Origin of the sequence: Nocardia sp. alder85J, from assembly GCF_020176955.2 — a bacterium.
In the GTDB taxonomy this organism is placed as follows: Bacteria; Actinomycetota; Actinomycetes; order Mycobacteriales; family Mycobacteriaceae; genus Nocardia.
In genome coordinates, this window is sequence record NZ_JAIUCZ020000016.1 from 125,109 (window position 1) to 145,250 (window position 20,142).

General features: G+C 70.2%; 21 protein-coding genes. 16 read left to right on the forward strand and 5 right to left on the reverse strand.

Translation table 11 applies throughout. The features are described from left to right. Positions 1-51: 51 nt before the first annotated feature. Positions 52-507 carry a MarR family winged helix-turn-helix transcriptional regulator gene (locus tag LBW94_RS40995; RefSeq protein ID WP_225059810.1) on the forward strand — a complete coding sequence of 152 codons (456 nt, stop codon included), beginning with the start codon at positions 52-54 and terminating at the stop codon, positions 505-507. An 18-nt stretch (positions 508-525) separates the two neighbouring features. Here the strand turns inward: LBW94_RS40995 and trpD are convergent, their stop codons facing one another. Both trpD and LBW94_RS41005 read right to left on the reverse strand, forming a co-directional pair. Beyond that, a complete protein-coding gene (trpD, locus tag LBW94_RS41000) occupies positions 526-1,581 on the reverse strand; it encodes an anthranilate phosphoribosyltransferase (RefSeq protein WP_225059809.1) in 1,056 nt (351 codons plus the stop codon). Between the two features lie 57 nt (positions 1,582-1,638). Further along, positions 1,639-2,064: a ribonuclease E inhibitor RraB gene (locus LBW94_RS41005; RefSeq protein WP_225059808.1), complete on the reverse strand. Its 426-nt coding sequence runs from the start codon at positions 2,062-2,064 to the stop codon at positions 1,639-1,641. A gap of 244 nt (positions 2,065-2,308) precedes the next feature. Between LBW94_RS41005 and LBW94_RS41010 the strand changes: the two genes are divergently transcribed. From LBW94_RS41010 to LBW94_RS41030, 5 genes are all read left to right on the forward strand, one after another. Next, complete coding sequence (locus LBW94_RS41010) at positions 2,309-2,920, forward strand: cytochrome c oxidase subunit 3 (protein ID WP_225059807.1); 612 nt, start codon at positions 2,309-2,311, stop codon at positions 2,918-2,920. Between the two features lie 62 nt (positions 2,921-2,982). Continuing rightward, on the forward strand, positions 2,983-3,861 hold the full coding sequence (locus LBW94_RS41015; protein WP_225059806.1) for a c-type cytochrome: 879 nt from the start codon (positions 2,983-2,985) through the stop codon (positions 3,859-3,861). A 97-nt stretch (positions 3,862-3,958) separates the two neighbouring features. Further along, entirely contained in the window at positions 3,959-5,095 is a 1,137-nt protein-coding gene (locus LBW94_RS41020) for a ubiquinol-cytochrome c reductase iron-sulfur subunit (protein WP_225059873.1), read from the forward strand. Between the two features lie 73 nt (positions 5,096-5,168). After that, positions 5,169-6,800, forward strand: a complete 1,632-nt coding sequence (locus LBW94_RS41025) for a cytochrome b (RefSeq protein WP_225059805.1) — start codon at positions 5,169-5,171, stop codon at positions 6,798-6,800. A gap of 183 nt (positions 6,801-6,983) precedes the next feature. Then, on the forward strand, positions 6,984-7,346 hold the full coding sequence (locus LBW94_RS41030) for a hypothetical protein (RefSeq protein ID WP_225059804.1): 363 nt from the start codon (positions 6,984-6,986) through the stop codon (positions 7,344-7,346). 80 nt (positions 7,347-7,426) lie between these two features. Here the strand turns inward: LBW94_RS41030 and LBW94_RS41035 are convergent, their stop codons facing one another. After that, the gene (locus LBW94_RS41035) at positions 7,427-7,702 is read right to left on the reverse strand and encodes an Lrp/AsnC family transcriptional regulator (RefSeq protein WP_225059803.1); all 276 of its coding nucleotides are present in this window, start codon (positions 7,700-7,702) and stop codon (positions 7,427-7,429) included. Positions 7,703-7,780: 78 nt separating this feature from the next. Next, complete coding sequence (locus LBW94_RS41040) at positions 7,781-9,793, reverse strand: DEDD exonuclease domain-containing protein (RefSeq protein WP_225059802.1); 2,013 nt, start codon at positions 9,791-9,793, stop codon at positions 7,781-7,783. Positions 9,794-10,329: 536 nt separating this feature from the next. On the opposite strand from LBW94_RS41040, the gene LBW94_RS41045 reads away from it, so the two are divergent. From LBW94_RS41045 to LBW94_RS41090, 10 genes are all read left to right on the forward strand, one after another. Then, on the forward strand, positions 10,330-10,950 hold the full coding sequence (locus tag LBW94_RS41045; RefSeq protein WP_225059801.1) for an NlpC/P60 family protein: 621 nt from the start codon (positions 10,330-10,332) through the stop codon (positions 10,948-10,950). A 174-nt stretch (positions 10,951-11,124) separates the two neighbouring features. Next, complete coding sequence (locus LBW94_RS41050) at positions 11,125-12,156, forward strand: NlpC/P60 family protein (protein ID WP_225059800.1); 1,032 nt, start codon at positions 11,125-11,127, stop codon at positions 12,154-12,156. 82 nt (positions 12,157-12,238) lie between these two features. Then, positions 12,239-13,252: a hypothetical protein gene (locus LBW94_RS41055; protein ID WP_225059799.1), complete on the forward strand. Its 1,014-nt coding sequence runs from the start codon at positions 12,239-12,241 to the stop codon at positions 13,250-13,252. A gap of 191 nt (positions 13,253-13,443) precedes the next feature. Then, positions 13,444-14,607: a glycosyltransferase family 4 protein gene (locus tag LBW94_RS41060; RefSeq protein ID WP_225059798.1), complete on the forward strand. Its 1,164-nt coding sequence runs from the start codon at positions 13,444-13,446 to the stop codon at positions 14,605-14,607. Between the two features lie 10 nt (positions 14,608-14,617). Then, positions 14,618-15,010, forward strand: coding sequence for a polyketide cyclase / dehydrase and lipid transport (locus LBW94_RS41065; protein WP_225059797.1), 393 nt, complete (start codon positions 14,618-14,620; stop codon positions 15,008-15,010). A 59-nt stretch (positions 15,011-15,069) separates the two neighbouring features. After that, positions 15,070-15,507 carry an SRPBCC family protein gene (locus LBW94_RS41070; RefSeq protein WP_225059796.1) on the forward strand — a complete coding sequence of 146 codons (438 nt, stop codon included), beginning with the start codon at positions 15,070-15,072 and terminating at the stop codon, positions 15,505-15,507. A 32-nt stretch (positions 15,508-15,539) separates the two neighbouring features. Beyond that, on the forward strand, positions 15,540-16,775 hold the full coding sequence (locus LBW94_RS41075) for an ArsA family ATPase (protein ID WP_323138051.1): 1,236 nt from the start codon (positions 15,540-15,542) through the stop codon (positions 16,773-16,775). Then, entirely contained in the window at positions 16,768-17,136 is a 369-nt protein-coding gene (locus LBW94_RS41080) for a hypothetical protein (RefSeq protein ID WP_225059795.1), read from the forward strand. The genes LBW94_RS41075 and LBW94_RS41080 overlap by 8 nt, the downstream gene beginning before the upstream one ends. Beyond that, complete coding sequence (locus tag LBW94_RS41085) at positions 17,133-18,197, forward strand: ROK family glucokinase (RefSeq protein ID WP_225059794.1); 1,065 nt, start codon at positions 17,133-17,135, stop codon at positions 18,195-18,197. Before LBW94_RS41080 ends, LBW94_RS41085 begins: the two co-directional genes overlap by 4 nt. Before the next feature lie 158 nt (positions 18,198-18,355). Further along, positions 18,356-19,081, forward strand: coding sequence for a lysophospholipid acyltransferase family protein (locus LBW94_RS41090; protein ID WP_225059793.1), 726 nt, complete (start codon positions 18,356-18,358; stop codon positions 19,079-19,081). A 440-nt stretch (positions 19,082-19,521) separates the two neighbouring features. Here the strand turns inward: LBW94_RS41090 and LBW94_RS41095 are convergent, their stop codons facing one another. Beyond that, complete coding sequence (locus tag LBW94_RS41095) at positions 19,522-20,016, reverse strand: polyadenylate-specific 3'-exoribonuclease AS (RefSeq protein WP_225059871.1); 495 nt, start codon at positions 20,014-20,016, stop codon at positions 19,522-19,524. Between the last annotated feature and the right edge of the window lie 126 nt (positions 20,017-20,142).

Sequence of the window (20,142 nt, forward strand, 5' to 3'; positions counted from 1 at the left end):
ATAAAAACGTTAGACGGCAAACGAGTTTCCCGTCAACCCCGGAGGAGACCCGTGCCGGAATTCCTGGACCTGCACGGCCGCACCTCGAAACTGGTGCGCGCCTTGGCCGATCGCGATATGCGGCGACACGGACTGCACCTGGGCCAGAACCTGGTGCTGGCCGCGCTGTGGGACGACGACGGCCGCACCCCGGGGGAGATGGCCGCGGCCCTGAACGTGACCACCCCGACGGTGGTGAAGGCGGCCAACCGGATGGCCGCCGCGGGCCTGCTGGAACGCCGCCGCGACGAACAGGACCTGCGCCTGGTCCGCCTGTGGCTTACCGAAGCCGGTCGCGCCCTCCAGGATCCGATCGAAGCCGACCGGAAGGCGTTGGAGGACAGCATCACCGCGCGCCTCACCCCGGAGGAACTCGCCGGCCTCCTGGCGGCACTCGCGAAGATCCACGACACCGCGGCCGAATTGGTCGGCGCCCCAACCGATCACACGGACGCGATCCCGGACTGAGCGGTAGGCGGATACGGCTCAGTCGGTGGCGAGTTCGTGGCTCAGGGTGGCCCAGCGGTCGAGGAGGGTGGTGGCGGCGCCGGAGTCGACGGATGCGGCGGCTCGGGTGAGGTTGGCGGCGAGGGTGGTGTGGAGGTCGGTGGCGGCGGTCTGGGGGGTGAGTTCGTAGGCCGTGATGGCGGCGGCGGAATTCAGGAGGACGGCGTCGCGGACGGGGCCGGGGGCGCCGGCGAACATCTCGCGGGCGATGGCGGCGTTCGCGTCGGCGTCGCCGCCGCGCAGGGCCGCGGGCTCGACGCGGCGGATGCCCAGGCGGGTGGGGTCGATGGTGATCTCGGTGGCACGGCCGCCGGTGACCAGCCAGCCGCGGGTGAGGTCGGCGGTGGTGATCTCGTCCAGGCCGTCGTCGCCGCGGACCACCAGGGCGTTGGCGCCGCGTTCGGCGAAGGTGCCGGCGATGACGGGGAGCAGGGCCGGGAAGGCGCAGCCGATCAGGCCCGCCTTCGGCTGGGCGGGGTTGGTGAGGGGGCCCAGGACGTTGAAGACCGTCGGGATGCCGATCTCCTTGCGGGCGGCGCCGGCGAAGCGCAGCGCCGGGTGGTAGAGGGGGGCGAAGCAGAAGGCGATGCCGACTTTGCCGACGCATTCGAGGACGGCCTCGGGGCCGAGGGCGATGCGGACGCCGAGGGCCTCCAGCACGTCCGCGCCGCCGCTGCGCGAGGACAGGGCGCGGTTGCCGTGTTTGACCACGGGGATGCCGGTGGCGGCCACCACCACCGAGGACATCGTGGAGATGTTCACCGAACCGGAGCGGTCGCCGCCGGTGCCGACGATGTCGATCGCGGGGATGGTCAGCGGGACGCGGGTGGCGTGCCGCAGCATGCCGGTGGCCAGGCCCGCCAGTTCGGTGGGGGTGGGGCCCTTCATCTTGATCGCGACGCCGAAGGCCGCGATCTGGGCGGAGGTGGCGTTGTCGGACATGATCTCGTCCATGGCCCAGGCAGCCTCGTCCGCGGTGAGATCGACACCATCGGTGAGGGACCCGAGGATCTCGGGCCAGCTGCGCGCGGTCATCGCCGTTACTCCTTCGCTGCCACCGGCGGGACGCCGGGGAACCTGTGCACCAGCAGCCTAGTGTGCCGGGGCGATCGGGTTGTCGCCCGGCGGCGGAGCCGGTTGCAGGGCCTCCCAGCCCAGGGCGTCACCGTCGTGGCGCTGGGCCAGACTCGCCATCCGGGCGCGTTCCTGGGCGCAGTGCAGGGCGTCGAGGAGCTGTTCGCGTTGCAGATACAGCAGGTCCTCGCCGCCGATTGCGGGGGAGTAGCCGTCCTGGGCGGCGATGGCCAGCACCTGTTCGATCCGGTCGGCGGGCAGTCGCAGGTGGTGGCGCAGCAGGACGGGGGCGTCGGGATCCCAGGTGACGCCGCGGGCCAGGGCCGTCGAGCAGGCTTCGGCGTCGTCGAAGCTCGCGGCGACCACGACCAGATCCGGCCGGGTGTCCAGTGCCGGAGCGGGTTGCCGGCTCGAAAACCGCTGCCACCACGTTCGTACGCCCATGCGGTCATCATCGTCCGCGGGCGTCGTGGCGGTGGCGCCGGGCCGGACATGCGCGGGTGTGCCCCGGCGCTCGGAGACCGTCGGCGGAATCGGGCGAAAGAGTCTCTACCAGGGCGAAAGCCATCACCATCGGGACACGCCGGGGTGCTGCGAGTGCCGCTGGGACGCTGCGCTTTCCGACAGAGGGGGTCAAGATTCCCACCCGGGTACTCCTGTCGTACTACGACGAGTCATACTTACCGGCGTGACGACCGCAGTAGGGACCCCAGGATCGGCCATTACTCAGCGCGTGCATTCGCTGAACCGGCCCAACATGGTCAGCGTCGGAACCATCATCTGGCTGTCGAGCGAGCTGATGTTCTTCGCCGGCCTCTTCGCCATGTACTTTGTCGCGCGCGCGCAGGCCCACGGTAACTGGCCGCCGGAACCGACCGAGCTGAACCTGAAGCTCGCCGTGCCGGTCACGGCCGTGCTGGTCGCCTCCTCCTTCACCTGCCAGATGGGTGTGTTCGCCGCGGAGAAGGGCGACGTGTTCGGGCTGCGCCGCTGGTACGTGGTGACGTTCTTCATGGGGTTGTTCTTCGTCTGCGGTCAGGGCACCGAGTACCACGCGCTGTACTCCGAGGGCACCTCGATCTCGAGCAGCTCGTACGGCTCGGTGTTCTTCATCACCACCGGCTTCCACGGTCTGCACGTCATCGGCGGTCTCATCGCGTTCATCTTCCTGCTGGTCCGCACCAAGGTCAGCAAGTTCACCCCCGCGCAGGCCACCGCGGCGATCGTCGTCTCCTACTACTGGCACTTCGTCGACATCGTGTGGATCGGGCTGTTCGCCACGATCTACTTCGTCCGCTGAGCCGGATCAGAACTACACCAGCCTTTGCACACGTCGGTTCCGTCTACTCCAAAGGGACACAGATGAGTTCATCTCCCCCGTCAGCGCCGGACCCCATCAGCGGGGTCGACGGCGTTTCGAGCGCTCAGGCCACCAAGACCCGGAAGCAGCGCCGCTTGCGCCGCAAGCTGGCCGGTAGCCTGGTTCTTCTGATGGGCCTGGTCGGAGCCGGTTTCGCGGCGTCGGCGCTGACCCCGCACGCGCAGGTCGCCACCGCCGACGAGGATCAGGCCGCCCTGATCCGCGAGGGCAAGCAGCTGTACGACACCTCGTGTGTCACCTGCCACGGCGCCAACCTGCAGGGTATCCAGGACCGTGGTCCGAGCCTGATCGGCGTCGGCGAGGCCGCCGTCTACTTCCAGGTGTCCACCGGCCGCATGCCGGCCGCCGCCAACAGCTCGCAGATCGTCCGCAAGCCGCCGAAGTTCGACGAGCACCAGACCGACGCGCTGAGCGCGTTCGTCGCCTCCAACGGCGGCGGCCCCACGGTGGTGCGCGACCCGGACGGCTCGATCGCGGAGGACTCGCTGATCAAGAATGCCGACCTCGGCCGCGGTGGCGAACTGTTCCGGATGAACTGCGCCTCCTGCCACAACTTCACCGGTAAGGGCGGCGCGCTGTCCTCCGGTAAATTCGCGCCGCCGCTCGAGTCGGCCAGCGCGCAGCAGATCTACGACGCGATGCTCACCGGCCCGCAGAACATGCCGAAGTTCTCCGACCGGCAGCTGTCGCCGGAGGAGAAGCGCGACATCATCGCCTACCTGAAGAACCGGATGGACTCGCACCCCGAGGGCGGTTACGGCCTCGGCGGGCTCGGCCCGGCGACCGAGGGCCTGGCCATCTGGGTCGTCGGCATCGTGGCGCTGGTGGGTTCGGCGATGTGGATCGGTTCGCGGTCATGAACGGACCAGGCGCGGAGGCGGCGGCTTGCGTAACCACGCAGCGCCCCGTTCATGACGAACGGATGCAGCCATGAGTACAGAAACGGAGCGAGGCGACATGGGCGGGCCCAGCGGGCACGGCGACTTGAACCCCACCGACGACCAGCTGGACGCGATGTCGCAGGAGGAGCTGGTCGCGCTCGGCACCAAGCTCGACGGCGTCGACGTCGTCTACCGCGAACCGCGCTGGCCCGTGCCCGGCACCCGCGCCGAGAAGCGCGCCGAGCGCCAGGTGGCGTTCTGGTTCCTGGTCTCGGCGTTGTCGGCGGCCGGTCTGATCGGTGTCTTCCTCTTCTGGCCGTGGCGCTACAAGTCCCGCGACGAGTCCGGCGCCGGCATCTACTCGCTGACCACGCCGCTGTACGGCCTGCTGCTGGGCCTGTCGGTGCTGGCCATCGGCGTCGCGATGGTGCTGATCCGCAAGAAGTTCATCCCCGCGGAGATCTCCATCCAGGAGCGGCACGACGGGCCGTCCCCGCAGACCGATCGCCGCACCCTGGTCGCCCAGTTGCAGGACTCGCTGGAGACCTCGACGCTGGCCCGCCGCAAGCTGATCACCCGCACCGCGGGCCTCGGCGTCGGCGTGCTGGGCGTCGGCGCGCTGCTGGTGTTCGTCGGCGGCCTGATCAAGAATCCGTGGGCGCAGCGTGACAAGTCGCCGCTGTGGGTCTCGGGCTGGACCCCGGACTACCCGGGACAGACCATCTACCTGCGCAAGGACACCGGTCGCCCGGAGGACATCGTGCTGGTCAAGGCGGAGGATCTGGACGCCGGCGCGATGGAGACGGTCTTCCCGTGGAAGGAAGAATGGCGCGGTAACGAGGAGGAGACCCTCCAGTCGCTGCGCGGCATCCGCAACGCGGTCATGCTGATCCGCTTCCGCACCGAGGACGCGCAGAAGGCGATCAAGCGTAAGGGCCAGGAGAGCTTCAACTACGGCGACTACTTCGCCTTCTCGAAGATCTGCACCCACCTGGGCTGCCCGACCTCGCTGTTCGAGCAGCAGACCAACCGCATCCTGTGCCCGTGCCACCAGTCGCAGTTCTCGGCGCTGGAGTGGGGTAAGCCGATCTTCGGTCCCGCCGCTCGCGCGCTGCCGCAGCTGCCGATCACCGTCAACACCGAGGGCTACGTCGTCGCCGCGCACGACTTCATCGAGCCCCTCGGCCCGGCCTACTGGGAGCGTCGTTCATGAGCGAGCGTGCGAGCGAATCATCAGCACAGCGTGCCGGGCACATGCCTGGCCCGAACGCTAGCGAGGGACAGGCATGAGTCCTGGCAAAGCGGCCGCACAGGCCAACGAGATGGACGAGCGCTACCGGGCGGCCGCGTTCGTCAAGCGGTCGATCAACAAGGTCTTCCCGACCCACTGGTCGTTCCTGCTCGGTGAGATCGCGCTGTACGCGTTCATCATCCTGCTGCTGTCGGGTGTGTACCTGACGCTGTTCTTCGATCCGTCGATGACCGACGTGGTGTACAACGGCGCCTACCAGCCGCTGCGTGGCGTGACCATGTCGCGGGCCTACGAGACCGCGCTGAACATCAGCTTCGAGGTGCGCGGCGGCCTGTTCGTGCGGCAGGTGCACCACTGGGCAGCGCTGCTGTTCGCGTGCTCGATCATCATCCACCTGTTCCGCATCTTCTTCACCGGCGCGTTCCGCAAGCCGCGTGAGGCGAACTGGGTGATCGGCTCGCTGCTGCTGATCCTGGCGATGTTCGAGGGCTTCTTCGGCTACTCGCTGCCGGACGACCTGCTCTCCGGTACCGGCCTGCGCGCCGCGTTCGGCGGTATCACCATGGGCATTCCGTTGATCGGCACCTGGACGCACTGGCTGATCTTCGGCGGCGACTTCCCGGGCACGATCATCATCCCGCGGCTGTACGTGGCGCACGTGCTGCTGTTCCCGGGCATCATCCTGGCGCTGATCGGCGCGCACGTGGCGCTGGTGTGGTACCAGAAGCACACCCAGTTCCCCGGGCCGGGCCGCACCGAGAAGAACGTGGTCGGCGCCCGCATCATCCCGGTGTTCGCCGCCGACCAGGGTTCGTTCTTCATGTTCACCCTGGGCATCGTGGCGATCATGGGCGGCGTGTTGCAGATCAACCCGATCTGGAACCTGGGCCCGTACAACCCGTCCCAGGTGTCGGCGGGTTCGCAGCCCGACTTCTACATGATGTGGACCGACGGCATGGCCCGCCTGATGCCGCCGTGGGAGCTCTACCTGGGCCGGTACACGATTCCGGCGGCGTTCTGGGTGGCGCTGATCATGGGCCTGGTGTTCACGGTGCTGATCGCCTACCCGTTCATCGAGAAGAAGCTGACCGGCGACGACGTCCACCACAACATCCTGCAGCGGCCGCGCGACGTGCCGGTGCGGACCGCCATCGGCGCCATGGCCATCGCCTTCTACCTGGTGCTGACCCTGGCCTGTGTGAACGACATCATCGCGATGAAGTTCGACATCTCGCTGAACGCGACGACCTGGATCTTCCGGATCGGCCTGCTGGTGGCGCCGCCGCTGGCGTACTTCGCCGCCTACCGGATGTGCCTCGGCTTGCAGCGCAGCGACCGCGCGGTGCTGGAGCACGGCATCGAGACCGGCGTGATCAAGCGCCTGCCGCACGGCGAGTACATCGAGGTGCACCAGCCGCTGGGCCCGGTCGACCACCACGGTCACCCGATCCCGCTGGAGTACCAGGGCGCCCCCGTGCCCAAGAAGATGAACAAGCTCGGCGCGGCCGGCAAGCCCGGCACCGGCTCGTTCCTCATCGCGGACCCGCTCGACCAGCAGGAGACGCTGGTCGCGGTGGAGCACGAGCAGGAGCACAAGCAGCTGTCGATCCTGGCCGAGGTCCAAGCGCAGCTCACCGGCGGCAGCGGGGATCACGACCACCACTGACGCCGAGCCTCCGCTCCGCAAACCTCGAGGCCCCGAACCGCATCCGGTTCGGGGCCTCGCTATATGTCGGGAAGGACACGGAATTCGCCGGGCCGTCACCGGATGTCCACGCGACCGGGCGAATTGGGCGCACCGGGCGCGTAATTCTCCCGCGTGGCGGGTGACTCAGGTTACAGTCTCACCGTGAGTGAGCCGACAGCCCCTGATGACATCCGGGGCGATTGCGATCCGGCGCCGTCGGGGGGCACCGGAACGAGATTCGGCGCTGTGCTGCTGTCCGGCGTATTCGCCGCCGCGACCGTGATGTTCGCGGTACCCGCCGTCGCCCAGGCCGCGCCCAGCGGGGTGCTCATCAACGAACGCTCGTATTCGGGCACAGCGCGCTGCGTCACCGTGCGCAGCTTCCCGCTGCGGCTGCGGGTGGTCAACCACAGCGACGGCCCCGCCCGCGTCTACCTGCTGCCGGGCTGCACGGGCGGCGTCACCAAGTCGATCGACATCGGGAAGAGGGCCTCCCCGATCGGCGCCTCCGTGCTGCTCGGCTGAGCCGAGGCGGGCGCGACGTTCATCGGCCGCTGCCCCGGCTACCGCCTCTCGGCTGCCGTCGGCCACACGCGATCAGCCGGTCATTCCCCGATCGAGAACCCGGCCTCGACATCCGCCCGCGCATAGGACTTGAACGCGATATGGGTGTCGGTTCGCAACACGCCCGCCGTCTTGTTGATCCGCCCGGTGACCACCTCGGCGATCTCCTCGTGGTCCCGCACCCGCACGACCGCGATCAGATCGACATCCCCCGCGCACGAGTACACCTCGGCAACCCCGGCGAGGTCGGCCAGCGCCTGCGCGGTCTCGGGAATGCGGGCAGCCTCGGCATGGATCAGCACGATCGCGGTAATCATGCGACCGAGTCTAGATCGGCCCTGCTCCCCGCCCGGGTCTCCACCCGCCCCGGCCGATCCGGTGCCGAAGTCGTCCGGTTACTCCGCTGCGGAATCGCTCGCATCGGCGTGGGCCGCCGCGGCAAGCGCCGCCCACTCACCCCACCGTCCGGCACCGAGCCGTGGCTCGGCGTACCCCTCCGTGGTCCGCACGATCCGTACACCCGGCTGTGCCAGCCACCGCACGATCAGCCCGGTCTCCTCCGGCGAAGCCCCGCGCAGCGGTGGATACGCCCCCTCGGCCCCACACCACCCCCGCCGCACGTCGTCCTCTTTCCCACAGCGCCCACAGATATCTCCGAGCCCGCCCGGCACCCCGTCCAACAGCCCCGCAGCCGAACCGGACAGCCGACGACCGATTTCGAGTGCACAGGGGTAACTCCCCGGGAAACTCCCACCCGTGCGCTCCTCGGGTGGGACCTGTGACCGACTGCCGAGGCTCCCACTGGTATGGCCGGAATCGCGGGGCGGCGCAACAGGCGGGCCGATCACCGCCTCTGCGCTCGCGGTCAGGGCGTCCACGACCGGCATCGGGCGAGTGCCGCGGGGGGCGGTGCCCGCGGCGGCGAGGCGGCCGTAGCGGACGACGGCGAATTCCCAGCCGCCGGCGCCGTCGGGACGGGCGGCGACGAATTCGGCGAGGCGGGCCAGGGCGGCCAGGCGCTGGGTGCGGCGCAGGGCGCGGATCACGGTGAGGGTGCGGTCGCGTAGTCGAGCGGCGGCCTCGAATTGTTCTGTGGCGGCGAGGTTTTCGATGCGTTGCCGCATGGTGTGCAGGGGGGTGTCGGTGCGGCCGGCGAAGAGGTCGCGGACCAGGTTCGGGGCGATAGCGTATTCGGTTGCGTCCGAATGCTTTCCGAAGACACTGGCGGGGCAGCCGCCGACCGTGGCGGGTGGGCAGTCAGGGCCGTGGCGGCCGGTGCGGGGGATCCGGGTGGTGCAGGTGCGGATGCCGCACCAGTCGGCGAGGGTGTCGGCGACGGCGACGGCGTGGGAGCGGGAATTGAAGGGGCCCAAGGTATCCGGGGTCGGTGTGCGGGTGGTGGTGAAGCGCGGGAACGCCTCGTCGGTGAGGGTGAGCCACCAGGCGCGGCGGGGGAATTTCGAGCGGCGGTTGTAGGGCGGGGTGTGCGCGACCAGCAGGCGCAATTCCCGCACCCCGGCCTCGAGGCCGTGCGCGCACTCGACGTGATCCACCCGGGTTGCCAGCGCGACCATCTCCCGCATCCGGGTGCGGGTGTCGGAACCGGTGAAATAGGAGTGCACCCGCCGGCGCAGATTCACCGCGGTGCCGATGTAGAGGACCTCGTCGCCGGGGCCGCGGAACAGATACACGCCGGGTGTCGCGGGCAGGTCGGCGGCGAGGTGCCGTTTGGCGCGCTGCCGTCGGGTCACCTCCGGCAGATAGCCGATCAGCTCCGCGAGGCTGTGCACGCCGAGGTTGCCGACGCGCTCGATGAGCGCGTGCAGGACGTCGACGGTCGCGCGAGCGTCGTCCAGGGCGCGGTGGGTCGGGCGGGTGCCGGAGCCCAGCAGCTGGGCGAGCACCGACAGGCGAACCGAGGGCGCCTCGTCGCGGTCGAGGACGCGCCGGGCCAGTTGCACCGTGCACAGCACCGGTGGGGCCGGCCAGGCGAGGTCGCACTGCTGTGCGGCGGCCTTCAGGAAGCGGGTGTCGAAGCGGGCGTTGTGGGCCACCAGCACGGCCCCGGCGGCGAACTCCAGGAAACCGGGCAGCACCGCCTCGATGCGCGGCGCGTCCCGGACCATGGCGGTGGTGATGCCGGTGAGCTGCACGACCTGCGGCGGGATCGGGCAGCCGGGGTCGACCAGGGTGGCGAATTCACCGAGCACCTCGCCGCCGCGCACCTTGACCGCGCCGATCTCGGTGATGGCGTCGCCGTCGGCGCTGCCGCCGGTGGTCTCCAGGTCGACCACGACGAAGGTGGTGTCGTACAGCGGGACGTCCGGGTCGTCGCCGGGGCGCTCGGAGCCGCCGGGGAACTCGAGGGCGAGCTGGGCCTGGCGGGGACGTGGTACGGGCTGGGACACGCCCTGGAGCGTAGGGGCGGGGTACGACATCTCCCCGGCTCCGCGAAGGGTACCCGTGCAGTCTCGAGGGCTCCTACGTGCGGGCTCCGGATTGCCCGATTACACCTCTCTGTGACCAGGCTCACATATATTCGCTTTCCAGATGAATGCCGGGCGGTCGGGGTCCGGGGGTCCGCCCCGTCGGCGGCCGGTTCGCGACCCCGGGACCGATCGATTCTTTTCAAGAACCGAACGGTCTGTTCCGTGGTCGCGAGGGTGTTGCCGACCTGCCGTTCGTCGGCTCGCTCCGCCGCGCGACCCGGGCGTGTCCCCGGCCGGTGGGCGCGTGTCGCCCACCGGTGAATATTCTGAAGTTACGCGTTTGTGATTGGTGTGAGATATATCTCGAGGGCTATCGAGATCATTTATGTATTTCGGACCTTTCGCATCGCCGCAGCTTTACAGGACGCCGTTATGCGTTCGTAATCACTCCGAGACCTCACGGAGTTCGGCGCATCACCCGGTGCGATGCCGTGGGGCAGATGAGGAGACGAATCATGGCGATCAAGCAGCTGGGTCGGGTGTACCGGACCGTTGCCGTCGGAGCCGTCGGAGCCGCCGCCCTCAGCGCGCTGCTGCTGCCCGCGGTTCCCGCTGCGGCACAGACGGTCGCCGTCGCCGGTATCGGGCAGATCGACCTGCCCGACGACATCCCGGTTCCGGACGACATCCCGGGTGTGGACGTCGATCCCGCCACGGCCGCGCCCGCACCTGCCCCCGGCCTGCTGCCGCCGCCCTTCGCGCCGTTCCTGCCGCCGCCGCCCCCGCCGGCCGAGACCCCGGGCCAGCGCGCGGTCGACGCCGCGATGAGCAAGATCGGCGCGCCGTACAGCTGGGGTGCCACCGGACCCGACTCGTTCGACTGCTCCGGTCTGGTGCAGTGGTCCTACGAGCAGGCCGGTGTGGATGTGCCGCGCACCAGCTACGAGCAGGAGGGCGCCGGCGATCCGGTGTCACTGGACGATCTGCAGCCGGGCGACGTGGTGACCTTCTACGGTGGTAGCCACTCCGGAATCTATGTGGGCGACGGCAATGTCGTGCACGCCTCGGACTACGGGCAGCCCGTGGATGTCGCGCCCCTGTACTCGATGCCGGTGACCGGCGCCCGGCGGTTCTGAAACGGGCCGTCGCGAGACCGGCGGCGGCCGTGATCGATTCGCGGTCCACTGGACACGCGCCGCCGCCGTTTCGTAACCTCATCGAGACCTTCCGATCCATCTGAATACCAGTTCGAGAACGGGGCACGGCAGCTCGTGGCAGCACACCCGGACACGCACCGCACCAAACGCCTGATGAGCGGTTCGCTGGCCGTCGGGGCACTGGTCCTCGGCGTCTGCGCCGCCGGCGGGGTTTCGGCGGATCCACCGACCAGCGCCAGTGATGCCGTGCAGCGACTGTTCGATCTGTCCAGGCAGTCCGAGCAACTCAACGAGCAGGCCCTCGCCGCGCAGACCGATCTGGATGCCAAGGAGGGCATCGCCCGCGACGCCGACGCCAAACAGGCCGTCACCGCACAGACTCTGGACGCCGCCGAGGCGGATGTGCAGCGATACCAGCCCGATGTCGATCGGGCCGCCATCGCCGCCTACACCGGTGCCCGCACCGACCGCCTGTTCTCGGTCCTGGTCAGCGATTCGCCGCAGCAGATGCTGGACCAGATGTCCGCGCTCGACGTGATCTCCGCGCAGACCGCGCAGCAGTACAGCGGTCTGGCCAAGGCGGACAAGGCCGCGACGATCGCCGACACCACGGCCAAGACCGCCGCCGACGCCGCGCACACCGCCGCCGCCCAGGCCGATGCGGTCCGCACCGATCTGGAACGCAAGCGCGCCGACCTCCAGGCGGCGATGGCTCAGGTCATCCAGGCGTGGGGGCAGCTGTCGGCGGGGGAGAAGTCCAGCCTCGGTTCGCTGTTCCCGCCCGGCTTCGATCGCGAGACCCTGTTGCAGGGGCTGGTCCCCGGCAGCGGCACCAGCGCGCTGGCCGCCGGGCTCACCCGCATCGGCGACCCGTACGTGTGGGGTGCGACCGGGCCGGACGAGTTCGACTGCTCGGGTCTGGTGCAGTGGGCCTTCCACCAGGTCGGAATCAATCTGCCGCGCACCAGCTTCGCGCAGGCCACCGTCGGCACCCCGGTCTCGCGGGACGATCTGCAACCCGGCGATGTGGTGTTCTTCTATTCGGATGCCTCGCATGTGGGCATCTACGCGGGCAACGGCCTGTTGTTGCACGCGTCGACGTTCGGAGTGCCGGTCGCGGTCGCGCCGATGGGGTCCACCCCGTTCCATTCGGCCCGTCGCTACTGGATGGGGATGAAGCAGTAGGTCGGAAGCGTCACCGAGGCGGAGCCGGGCGCAGCGCGGCCGTTCGCCGATCGAGCGGGGCCCATCGAACTCAGAGGTGAGGATGAGCGGACTGCGGCGGTTTCGAGGTTGGCTGGCGGCACGGCGGCGATTCGAGTTCGTCGTCATCGTCGCGATGGTGGTGGCGCTGACCGCCGTGGGCGGCGCGCTGGTGCTGCTCCCGAAATCCGTTGTGCCGCCGGCGGTGCGGCCGATGCCCGCGCTGGCGCAGGCCGCGGGTGCGGAACCGGCCGCCGATCCGCAGTTGCCCGAGGTGCGGCGGACGATGGAGGGCTTCGGCCCGGTGGTGGTCCAGCAACTGTCCGCCGAGGACGGCCGGCTGTCGGTGGTCTTCGGCCATGCCCGCCAGCGCGGCGATGTCGACGCGCTGGCCAAGGAGATCGGGCCCGCGGTCACCGCCGTCACCGAACTGTGGGGGCCGGACTGGTCCCGCGCCGCGGTCGTGGCGGTGGCCTCCAGTTCCGCCGAATTCGCCGCGCTCACCCATGCCGCCGGCGAGGTGTCCCCGGAGGTGGCCGCCGCGTCGGTCGCGGATCCGTTCCTGCCCGGTACCCGGCCCACCGGCCAGCGGGTGGTGTTCGCCCCCGATGCCGCGCGGCGGCTCGGCGCCGACGGCCTCCGGGAGACGCTGCGGCACGAGCTGACCCACGTGGCCGCGCGGGCGCGGACCGCGGACGGTTCCCCGCAATGGGTGCTGGAGGGTTTCGCCGAGTACTCCGGACATCGCGGCGAGCGGCGGTCCTTCGCGCAGCAGGCGCCGACGCTGGCCGCGCGGGTGCGCGCCGGTGAACTGCCCGCCGATCTGCCGCCCGATGCGGATTTCGTGCCGGGCCCGGGTACCGATGCCGCCCTCGCCTACGAGACGGCCTGGTCGGCGAACACCTTCGCCACCGGCCGTTTCGGTGAGCCGAAGGTGGTGGACCTGTACCGGCACGCGGCCACCGGACCGAAGGATCCGGCCGCCCTGGACGCCGTCTTCCGCGACACGCTCGGCATCGGCCACGCCGATTTCGTCGCCGGCTGGCGGGACTGGCTCGCCGCGCAGGCCGCCGCCTGACCTCGACCGGCGGGCGGCCCCCGTCGGCAGGCGGCTCAGGTCGGCAGGCGGGCTCGGGTGGAGGCGGCTCCGGCGCTGCCGGTATCAGGGTTCGGGCGGCTCCGATACCGCGATCGGCGTTGCGCCGCAAGCGGTTCGCGGTCGGCGGGGGTGGCCGGTGGCCCGGTCCGGGACGGCAATAGACTCGCGTAATGGCGCGCACTCTGCTGGTGACCAACGATTTTCCGCCGCGGCCCGGTGGCATCCAGTCGTATGTGCACACGCTGGCGATGCAGCTGCCGCCGGATCAGCTGGTGGTGTACGCGCCGCGCTGGCGCGGCGACAGTCACCTGCGGTTCGATGCCCGGCAGCCGTTCCAGGTGGTGCGCCACCCCACCACGCTGATGCTGCCGACGCCGCTGGTGCTGCGCCGGGCGGCGAAGCTGCTGCGCGACGAGCGGTGCGACACCGTGTGGTTCGGAGCCGCGGCGCCCTTGGCGTTGTTGTCGCCGCTGCTGCGGGGCGCGGGGGCGCGGCGGATCGTCGCCAGCACCCACGGTCACGAGGTGGGCTGGTCGATGCTGCCCGCGGCCCGGCAGGCGTTGCGGGCGATCGGCAACACCACCGACACCGTCACCTACGTCAGCAAGTACACCCGCCGCCGGTTCGCCGCCGCGTTCGGTCCGCAGGCGGCGCTGGAGTATCTGCCGCCGGGGGTCGACAGCACGGTGTTCCGGCCGGATCCGGCGGCACGGCAGGAGTTGCGGGCCCGGTACGGGCTCGGCGAGCGGCCGACCATCCTGTGCCTGTCCCGGCTGGTGCCGCGCAAGGGGCAGGACGCGCTGATCGTGGCCATGCAGGAGATCAAGGAGCGGATCGACGGCGCGGTACTGGTGATCGCGGGCGGCGGGCCGTACGAGGATCGGCTGCGCGGCCTGGTCGCGGCCACCGGGCTCACCGGCGACGTGGTCTTCACCGGCCGGGTGCCGGCGGCGGAACTGGCCGCGCACCACACCATCGCCGACGTGTTCGCGATGCCCAGCCGCACCCGTGGCGCGGGCCTGGATGTCGAGGGGCTCGGCATCGTCTACCTGGAGGCGTCGGCGACCGGCGTGCCGGTGGTGGCCGGAAGGTCCGGTGGCGCCCCGGAAACCGTGCTCGAGGGTGAGACCGGCACGGTGGTCGACGGCCGTTCGCAGCGGGAGATCGTGGACGCGCTCGTCGACATCCTGTCCGATCGCGACGCGGCCGCGGCGATGGGCGCGAAGGGCCGGGCCTGGGTGGCCGACCGGTGGCGGTGGGACGTGATGGGCGGGCGGCTACGGGAACTGCTCGACCTCACCGTGCCGTCCGATTCTGTCGGGTTCTCGAGCTAGGCTCACCGGCATGAGCAGTATTCAGATCGCCGACCAGACCTTCGTCGCGGCCCCGGGTGCCGCGGTGGCCGGGCTGCTCGCCGACCCGGGCCGCTGGCGCGGCTGGTGGCCGGATCTGTCGCTCGAGGTCCGAGAAGACCGGGCCGACAAGGGAATTCGCTGGACCGTGGCCGGCGCGCTCACCGGTACCATGGAAGTGTGGCTGGAGCCCTGCCTGGACGGGGTGGTGCTGCACTATTTCCTGCACGCCGAGCCGCAGCAGCCGGTGCCGCCGCGGGCGCTGTCGGTCGCCAATCGGGCTCGCCGGGTGGCCGGGCGCACGATGGCCTTCGAGATCAAGGCCCGGCTGGAGGCCGGTCGTCCGGCCGGTGTCGCCCCCGGCGCACCGCACCGGGCCGCCTGAGCCGGGTTACCGCACAACGTAATTCAGCCCCTACTACCGATAAGGAAGCGCTGTCTGTCATGGCCGACCGGACTCAGAGGTCGATCATCATCGATGCCCCGTCGGATCGGGTGATGGCCGTCATCGCCGATCTGGAGTCGTATCCGGAATGGGTTTCGGCGGCGCGTTCGGTGGAGATTCTCGACAAGTTCGGCGACGGCCGCGCCCAGACCGCGCGTTTCGTGCTGGACGCAGGGGTGGTCAAGGACACCTACGTGCTGTCCTACACCTGGCGGCCCGACGGCAAGGCCGTGAGCTGGCATCTGGTCACCGGTGAGCTACAGAAGGCGCAGGACGGCAGCTACGAGCTGATCGACCAGCCCGACGGCGCCACCCAGGTCGTGTACGAACTCACCGTCGACCTGACCATCCCGATGATCGGCATGTTCAAACGCAAGGCCGAGAAGGTCATCACCGACACGGCGCTGAAGGAACTCAAGAAACGGGTCGAAGGCTGACGGACGCTCCGGCAACTCCTCTGGAACTCTTCATAGGCAAGGGCGGGGTCGGCAAGACGACGCTGGCGTGCGCCACCGCGATCACCCGGGCCCGCGCCGGCCACCGGGTGTTGCTGGCCTCCCTCGATCAGGCGCATTCGCTCGGCGACGCGCTGGGCCTGCCGATCCCGCGCGACCCCGCGCCCACCGCCGTGCTGCCCGGACTGGACGTGCTCGAAATCGACTCGCTGGCACTGGTCGAGGATCGGTTCGCGGCGGTGGCGCCGCTGCTGTCCGGGGTCGGCCGGGAGCACGGCGTCGACCTGGCCGCGCTCGATCCGGCGGAGCTGACCGGGCTGCCGGGGGTGCAGGAGTTGTTGCTGCTGGTGGAGATCGGCCGGTTCGCGGGCACCGGCGACTGGGACGCGATCGTGCTGGACTGTCCGCCGACGGCCGACCTGTTGCGCATCCTCTCCGCGCCCGCGACCCTGCTCGGCTATCTGGATCGGATCTGGCCCACCTCCGCCCGGATGCCCGGTCTCAGCGGTGGCGACCTGCGCCGGACCCTGGTCGCGCTGGCGGTGGACCGCATCGCCGCCGAGGTGGCCGCCGCCCGCGATCTGCTCGCCGACCGCACCCGGACCGCGGCGGTGCTGGTCACCGCCGCGGAGCGGGTGGCGCTCGCGGAGTCCGCGCGGGTGCGGTCGGCCGCGGCGCTGCTGGGGCTGCGGCTGGATCGGGTGGTGGTCAACAAGGTGCTGCCACCGCAACCGCCGGTGCCGGCCGACGCCCATCCGGCGGCGCACTGGTACGACCGGCAGCGTGGCGCCCAGCTGCGCGCGGTCGACGAGCTACGCGGCCGATTTCCGGGTATCCCGGTGGCGATCACCGAATACGGCGACGCCGAGCCGGTCGGGATCGAAGGGCTGGCCGGGCTGGTTCCCGCTCCGTCCGGCGGCACGACGGGCCAGGGTGACGGCCGGGATCCTATGCTGGGCGGCGATGTGAACTCCGGCCGTGCCCGCGCCGGTGAACCGCTGGTCGGGCTGGAATCCGGGGCGGGCCTCGGTTCGGTGTTCACACTGCGGATGCAGGTGCCCGTCGCCGACCCGGCGACGTTGCGGCTGGGACGAGTGGAGGACGATTTGATCGTGGGAGCGGACGGGGTCCGGCGCCGGATGCGCCTCGCGCCGGTGTTGCGGCGCTGCGTCGTCGACGCCGCCGAACTCGACGGTGATCAGTTGATCGTGCGCTTCCGCCCCGACCCCGAGGTGTGGCCCGATGAATGACGGCAGCGCGGCCGGGCACTCGACCGCCGACCACATGTCCGAATTCACCGAGGAGCTGCGGCTGCTCGCCGAAACCCTGCTGGAGCGGGTGGAACCGGTGCTGCGCCGGGCCGCCGCCGACGACCGCCCGGAATGGGACGGCTGCGGCTGGTGCCCGCTGTGCGCGACCGCGGCGCTGGTGCGTGGCGAGCACCACGAGGCGGTGGCCACGATCGCCGCGCACGGCACCGCCATCGTGACCGTGCTGCGTGAGGCGCTCGCCGGGGTGCCGGTCGACCCGGTGGCGCCGGACCGCCCGGAGCCCGCGCAACGGCCCGCTTCCGCCCGCTACCAGCCGATTCCGGTCCAGATCAAGTCATGACCACACAGCTCGGGCGGGAACGGCCGCTGACCGTCGGCATCGATGTCGGGGGCACCAACATCCGCGCCTCGGTGGTCGACGGCGCCGGTGACGTGCGCGACACCGTGCAGGCTCCGACCCCGCATTCGGAGCGGGCGCTGGAGGACGGATTGGCCCGGGCGGTGCGGGAACTGCGGGCCCGGCACGCCATCGGCGCGGTCGGACTGGCGGTCGCGGGTTTCGTCGACGAGACCCGGACCGCCGTGCGTTTCGCCCCGCACCTGCCGTGGGAGGACACGCCGGTGGCGCGCCGGCTGTCGGATCGCTTGGGGCTGCCGGTGATCCTGGAGCACGACGCCAACGCCGCGATGTGGGCCGAATACCGGTTCGGCGCGGCCGCCGGGGCCCGCAACGCGGTACTGGTGGCGATCGGCACCGGAATCGGGGCGGCGCTGCTGGTCGGCGGCGAGCTGTACCGCGGCAGTTACGGTGTCGCACCGGAACTGGGCCATCTGCAAGTGGTGCCGAACGGCAGGTCCTGCCCCTGTGGCAAGCGCGGCTGCTGGGAGCGCTATTGCAGCGGAACCGCTCTGGTGGACACCGCGATCGAGGCGCTGGCCACCGATCCGCTGCGCTCCACCATCCTGGCCCGGGAGGTCACCCGGGATCCCGGCTCCCTGACCGGACGGCGGGTAGCCGGCGCGGCGCAGGACGGCGACCCGGTGGCCATCCAGGTGATGCTGGAATTCGCCGGCTGGCTGGGCCTGGGCCTGGCGGCCGTCAGCGACCTGTTCGACCCGGACCTGATCGTGGTCGCAGGCGGCGTGAGTTCCTCGGCGGCGCTGTATCTCGACGATGCCCGCGACCACTACGCCGCCGCCATCACCGGCGCCCGGCACCGCCCGCTGGCCCGCATCCGCACCACGCAACTGGGTGAGGCGGCCGGCATGATCGGCGCCGCGGAACTGGCGCGGGCCGCGCTGGCACCCGAACCGGACCCGGCCGCCGCGCCGGATCCGGCCCCGAACACCCCGTCGGGCCAGGACTCCACGACCGACGGCAAAGCTCCGGCGCACCGCTGAACGGCCCGATACAGCGGTGGTTCGAGGCTGTGAATTCCCCGTTGCGGGCTTGGTCACCGCTGTACCCCGGCGGTAGAGTCGGCAACATATGGCGGGGACCGTGGGCGGCCGACGATGCTCCCCACGGATGGCGAGATCGATCCTCCGGAAAGGACGCGATGTTCTACTGGCTGCTGAAGTTCCTCTTGGTGGGACCTTTTCTCCATTTCTACAATCGGCCTCGCGCCGAGGGTGTGGAGAACATTCCGGCCAACGGTGCAGTCATCCTCGCCGGGAACCATCTGTCGTTCACCGACTGGTTGTTCACTCCGCTGATGAGCCCGCGCCGCATCACCTATCTGGCCAAGGCCGAATACTTCACCACCCCCGGCCTGAAGGGCCGCCTGCAGAAGTTCTTCTTCTCCGGCACCGGCCAGTACCCGATCGACCGCCGCGGCGCCGACACCGCCGAGGACGCCCTGATCACCGCCCGCACCCTGCTCGAACAGGGCCGCGTCGTCGGCCTGTACCCCGAGGGCACCCGCTCCCCCGACGGCCGCCTGTACAAGGGCAAGACGGGAGTGGCCCGCCTGGCCCTGGAGACCGGCGTCCCGGTCATCCCCGTCGCCCTCACCGGAACCGACGAGGTCTGCCCGCCCGGCCCGTTCAAGTTTCGCCGCCGCCCGGTCACCGTCCGCTTCGGCAAGCCGATCGACTTCTCCCGCTACGAGGACATGGGCGGCAACCGTTTCATCGAGCGCTCGGTCACCGACGAGATCATGTACGAGCTCATGCGGATGTCCGGCCAGGAATACGTCGACGTCTACGCCGCCAGCCTGAAAAAAGGCGTCCCCTCCGGCAGCCGCCCCGACGCGGACCGAACCCCCGAATCCCTCGCGAGCTGAAAGAACGCCCGGGTGATCTCCACCCGGGCCCCACACCGCGCCTCCCATTCCGGTCACCAATCCGCAGACCGGCCACCCGGATCGCGCTGCCCGCCTCACCTCCGGCCTGTGCCACCAGCAGACAGCCCCGACACCCGACTCACCCCGGTTCGCGGTCACCAACCAGCAGGCCGGACCCCCCAATTCGTCACCCCCCTCACCTCCGCTAACGGTCACCCCCCAAGCAGCCCCGACATCCGGCCCACCCGCTGAAGGCCCGGTCACCACCGAGTAGGCATACCCCGAATGTTCTCGGCCCGTCTCGATTCTGGACTGACGGAGCGGGGGAGCGAAGCGGAGGAGCGGAGGAGGGAAGAATCGAGACTCAGGGGCCGAGAACCCGCCGCAGCGAAGCGAAGGCCAAAAACACAGAGCGAAGGCCAAAAATACAGCCCGAAACCTCAAGCCCGGCGGTGGGTCTCTATCGCCTCGAACTTCGCCAGGTTGTGCCGAGCATCCGCCAGAGCGCTGTGAGCATCCGCAGGCACCGGCGGCAACACCGGCCGCCCGTGATGCTCCCAATGCTGCCTGAGCTCGTTGGTATACCGCGGCAGCGCGGTGGGAAGGTCCACCATCGACCCCCACAACTGGCACAGCGCGACGTGATCATAAGCACTCACCCAGGCCCACAATTCGGGGTTGACACCGGGCCGGGGAAGCAGGAACCGAAAGAGGTCGTCACGAATCCGATCCCGGCTGCGCCACAGCGGCGAACCGGGCGAGGGCAGCTTCGGCAGCACATTCCGCCGGACCCACGGCCCGGCCTTCTCCGGATCGAATTCCGTTGAGACCGCGTAATATTCGCGCCCATCCTCACAGACCACGCCGATCGAGACCAGATCGATGGTGACCCCGTCCTCGATGAACTCGCAGTCGTAAAAGTATCTGAGTGCGATCGTTCCGCTCCCTCGCCGTCGCCGTCGCAGGCCCCGTCCGGACCGGCGATCGCCTCGAGGTTACGACCCCGCCGGACCACGATCGTTCATCACCCCCTACCTCCGGGTTACCGTTCGCTTTCGAGG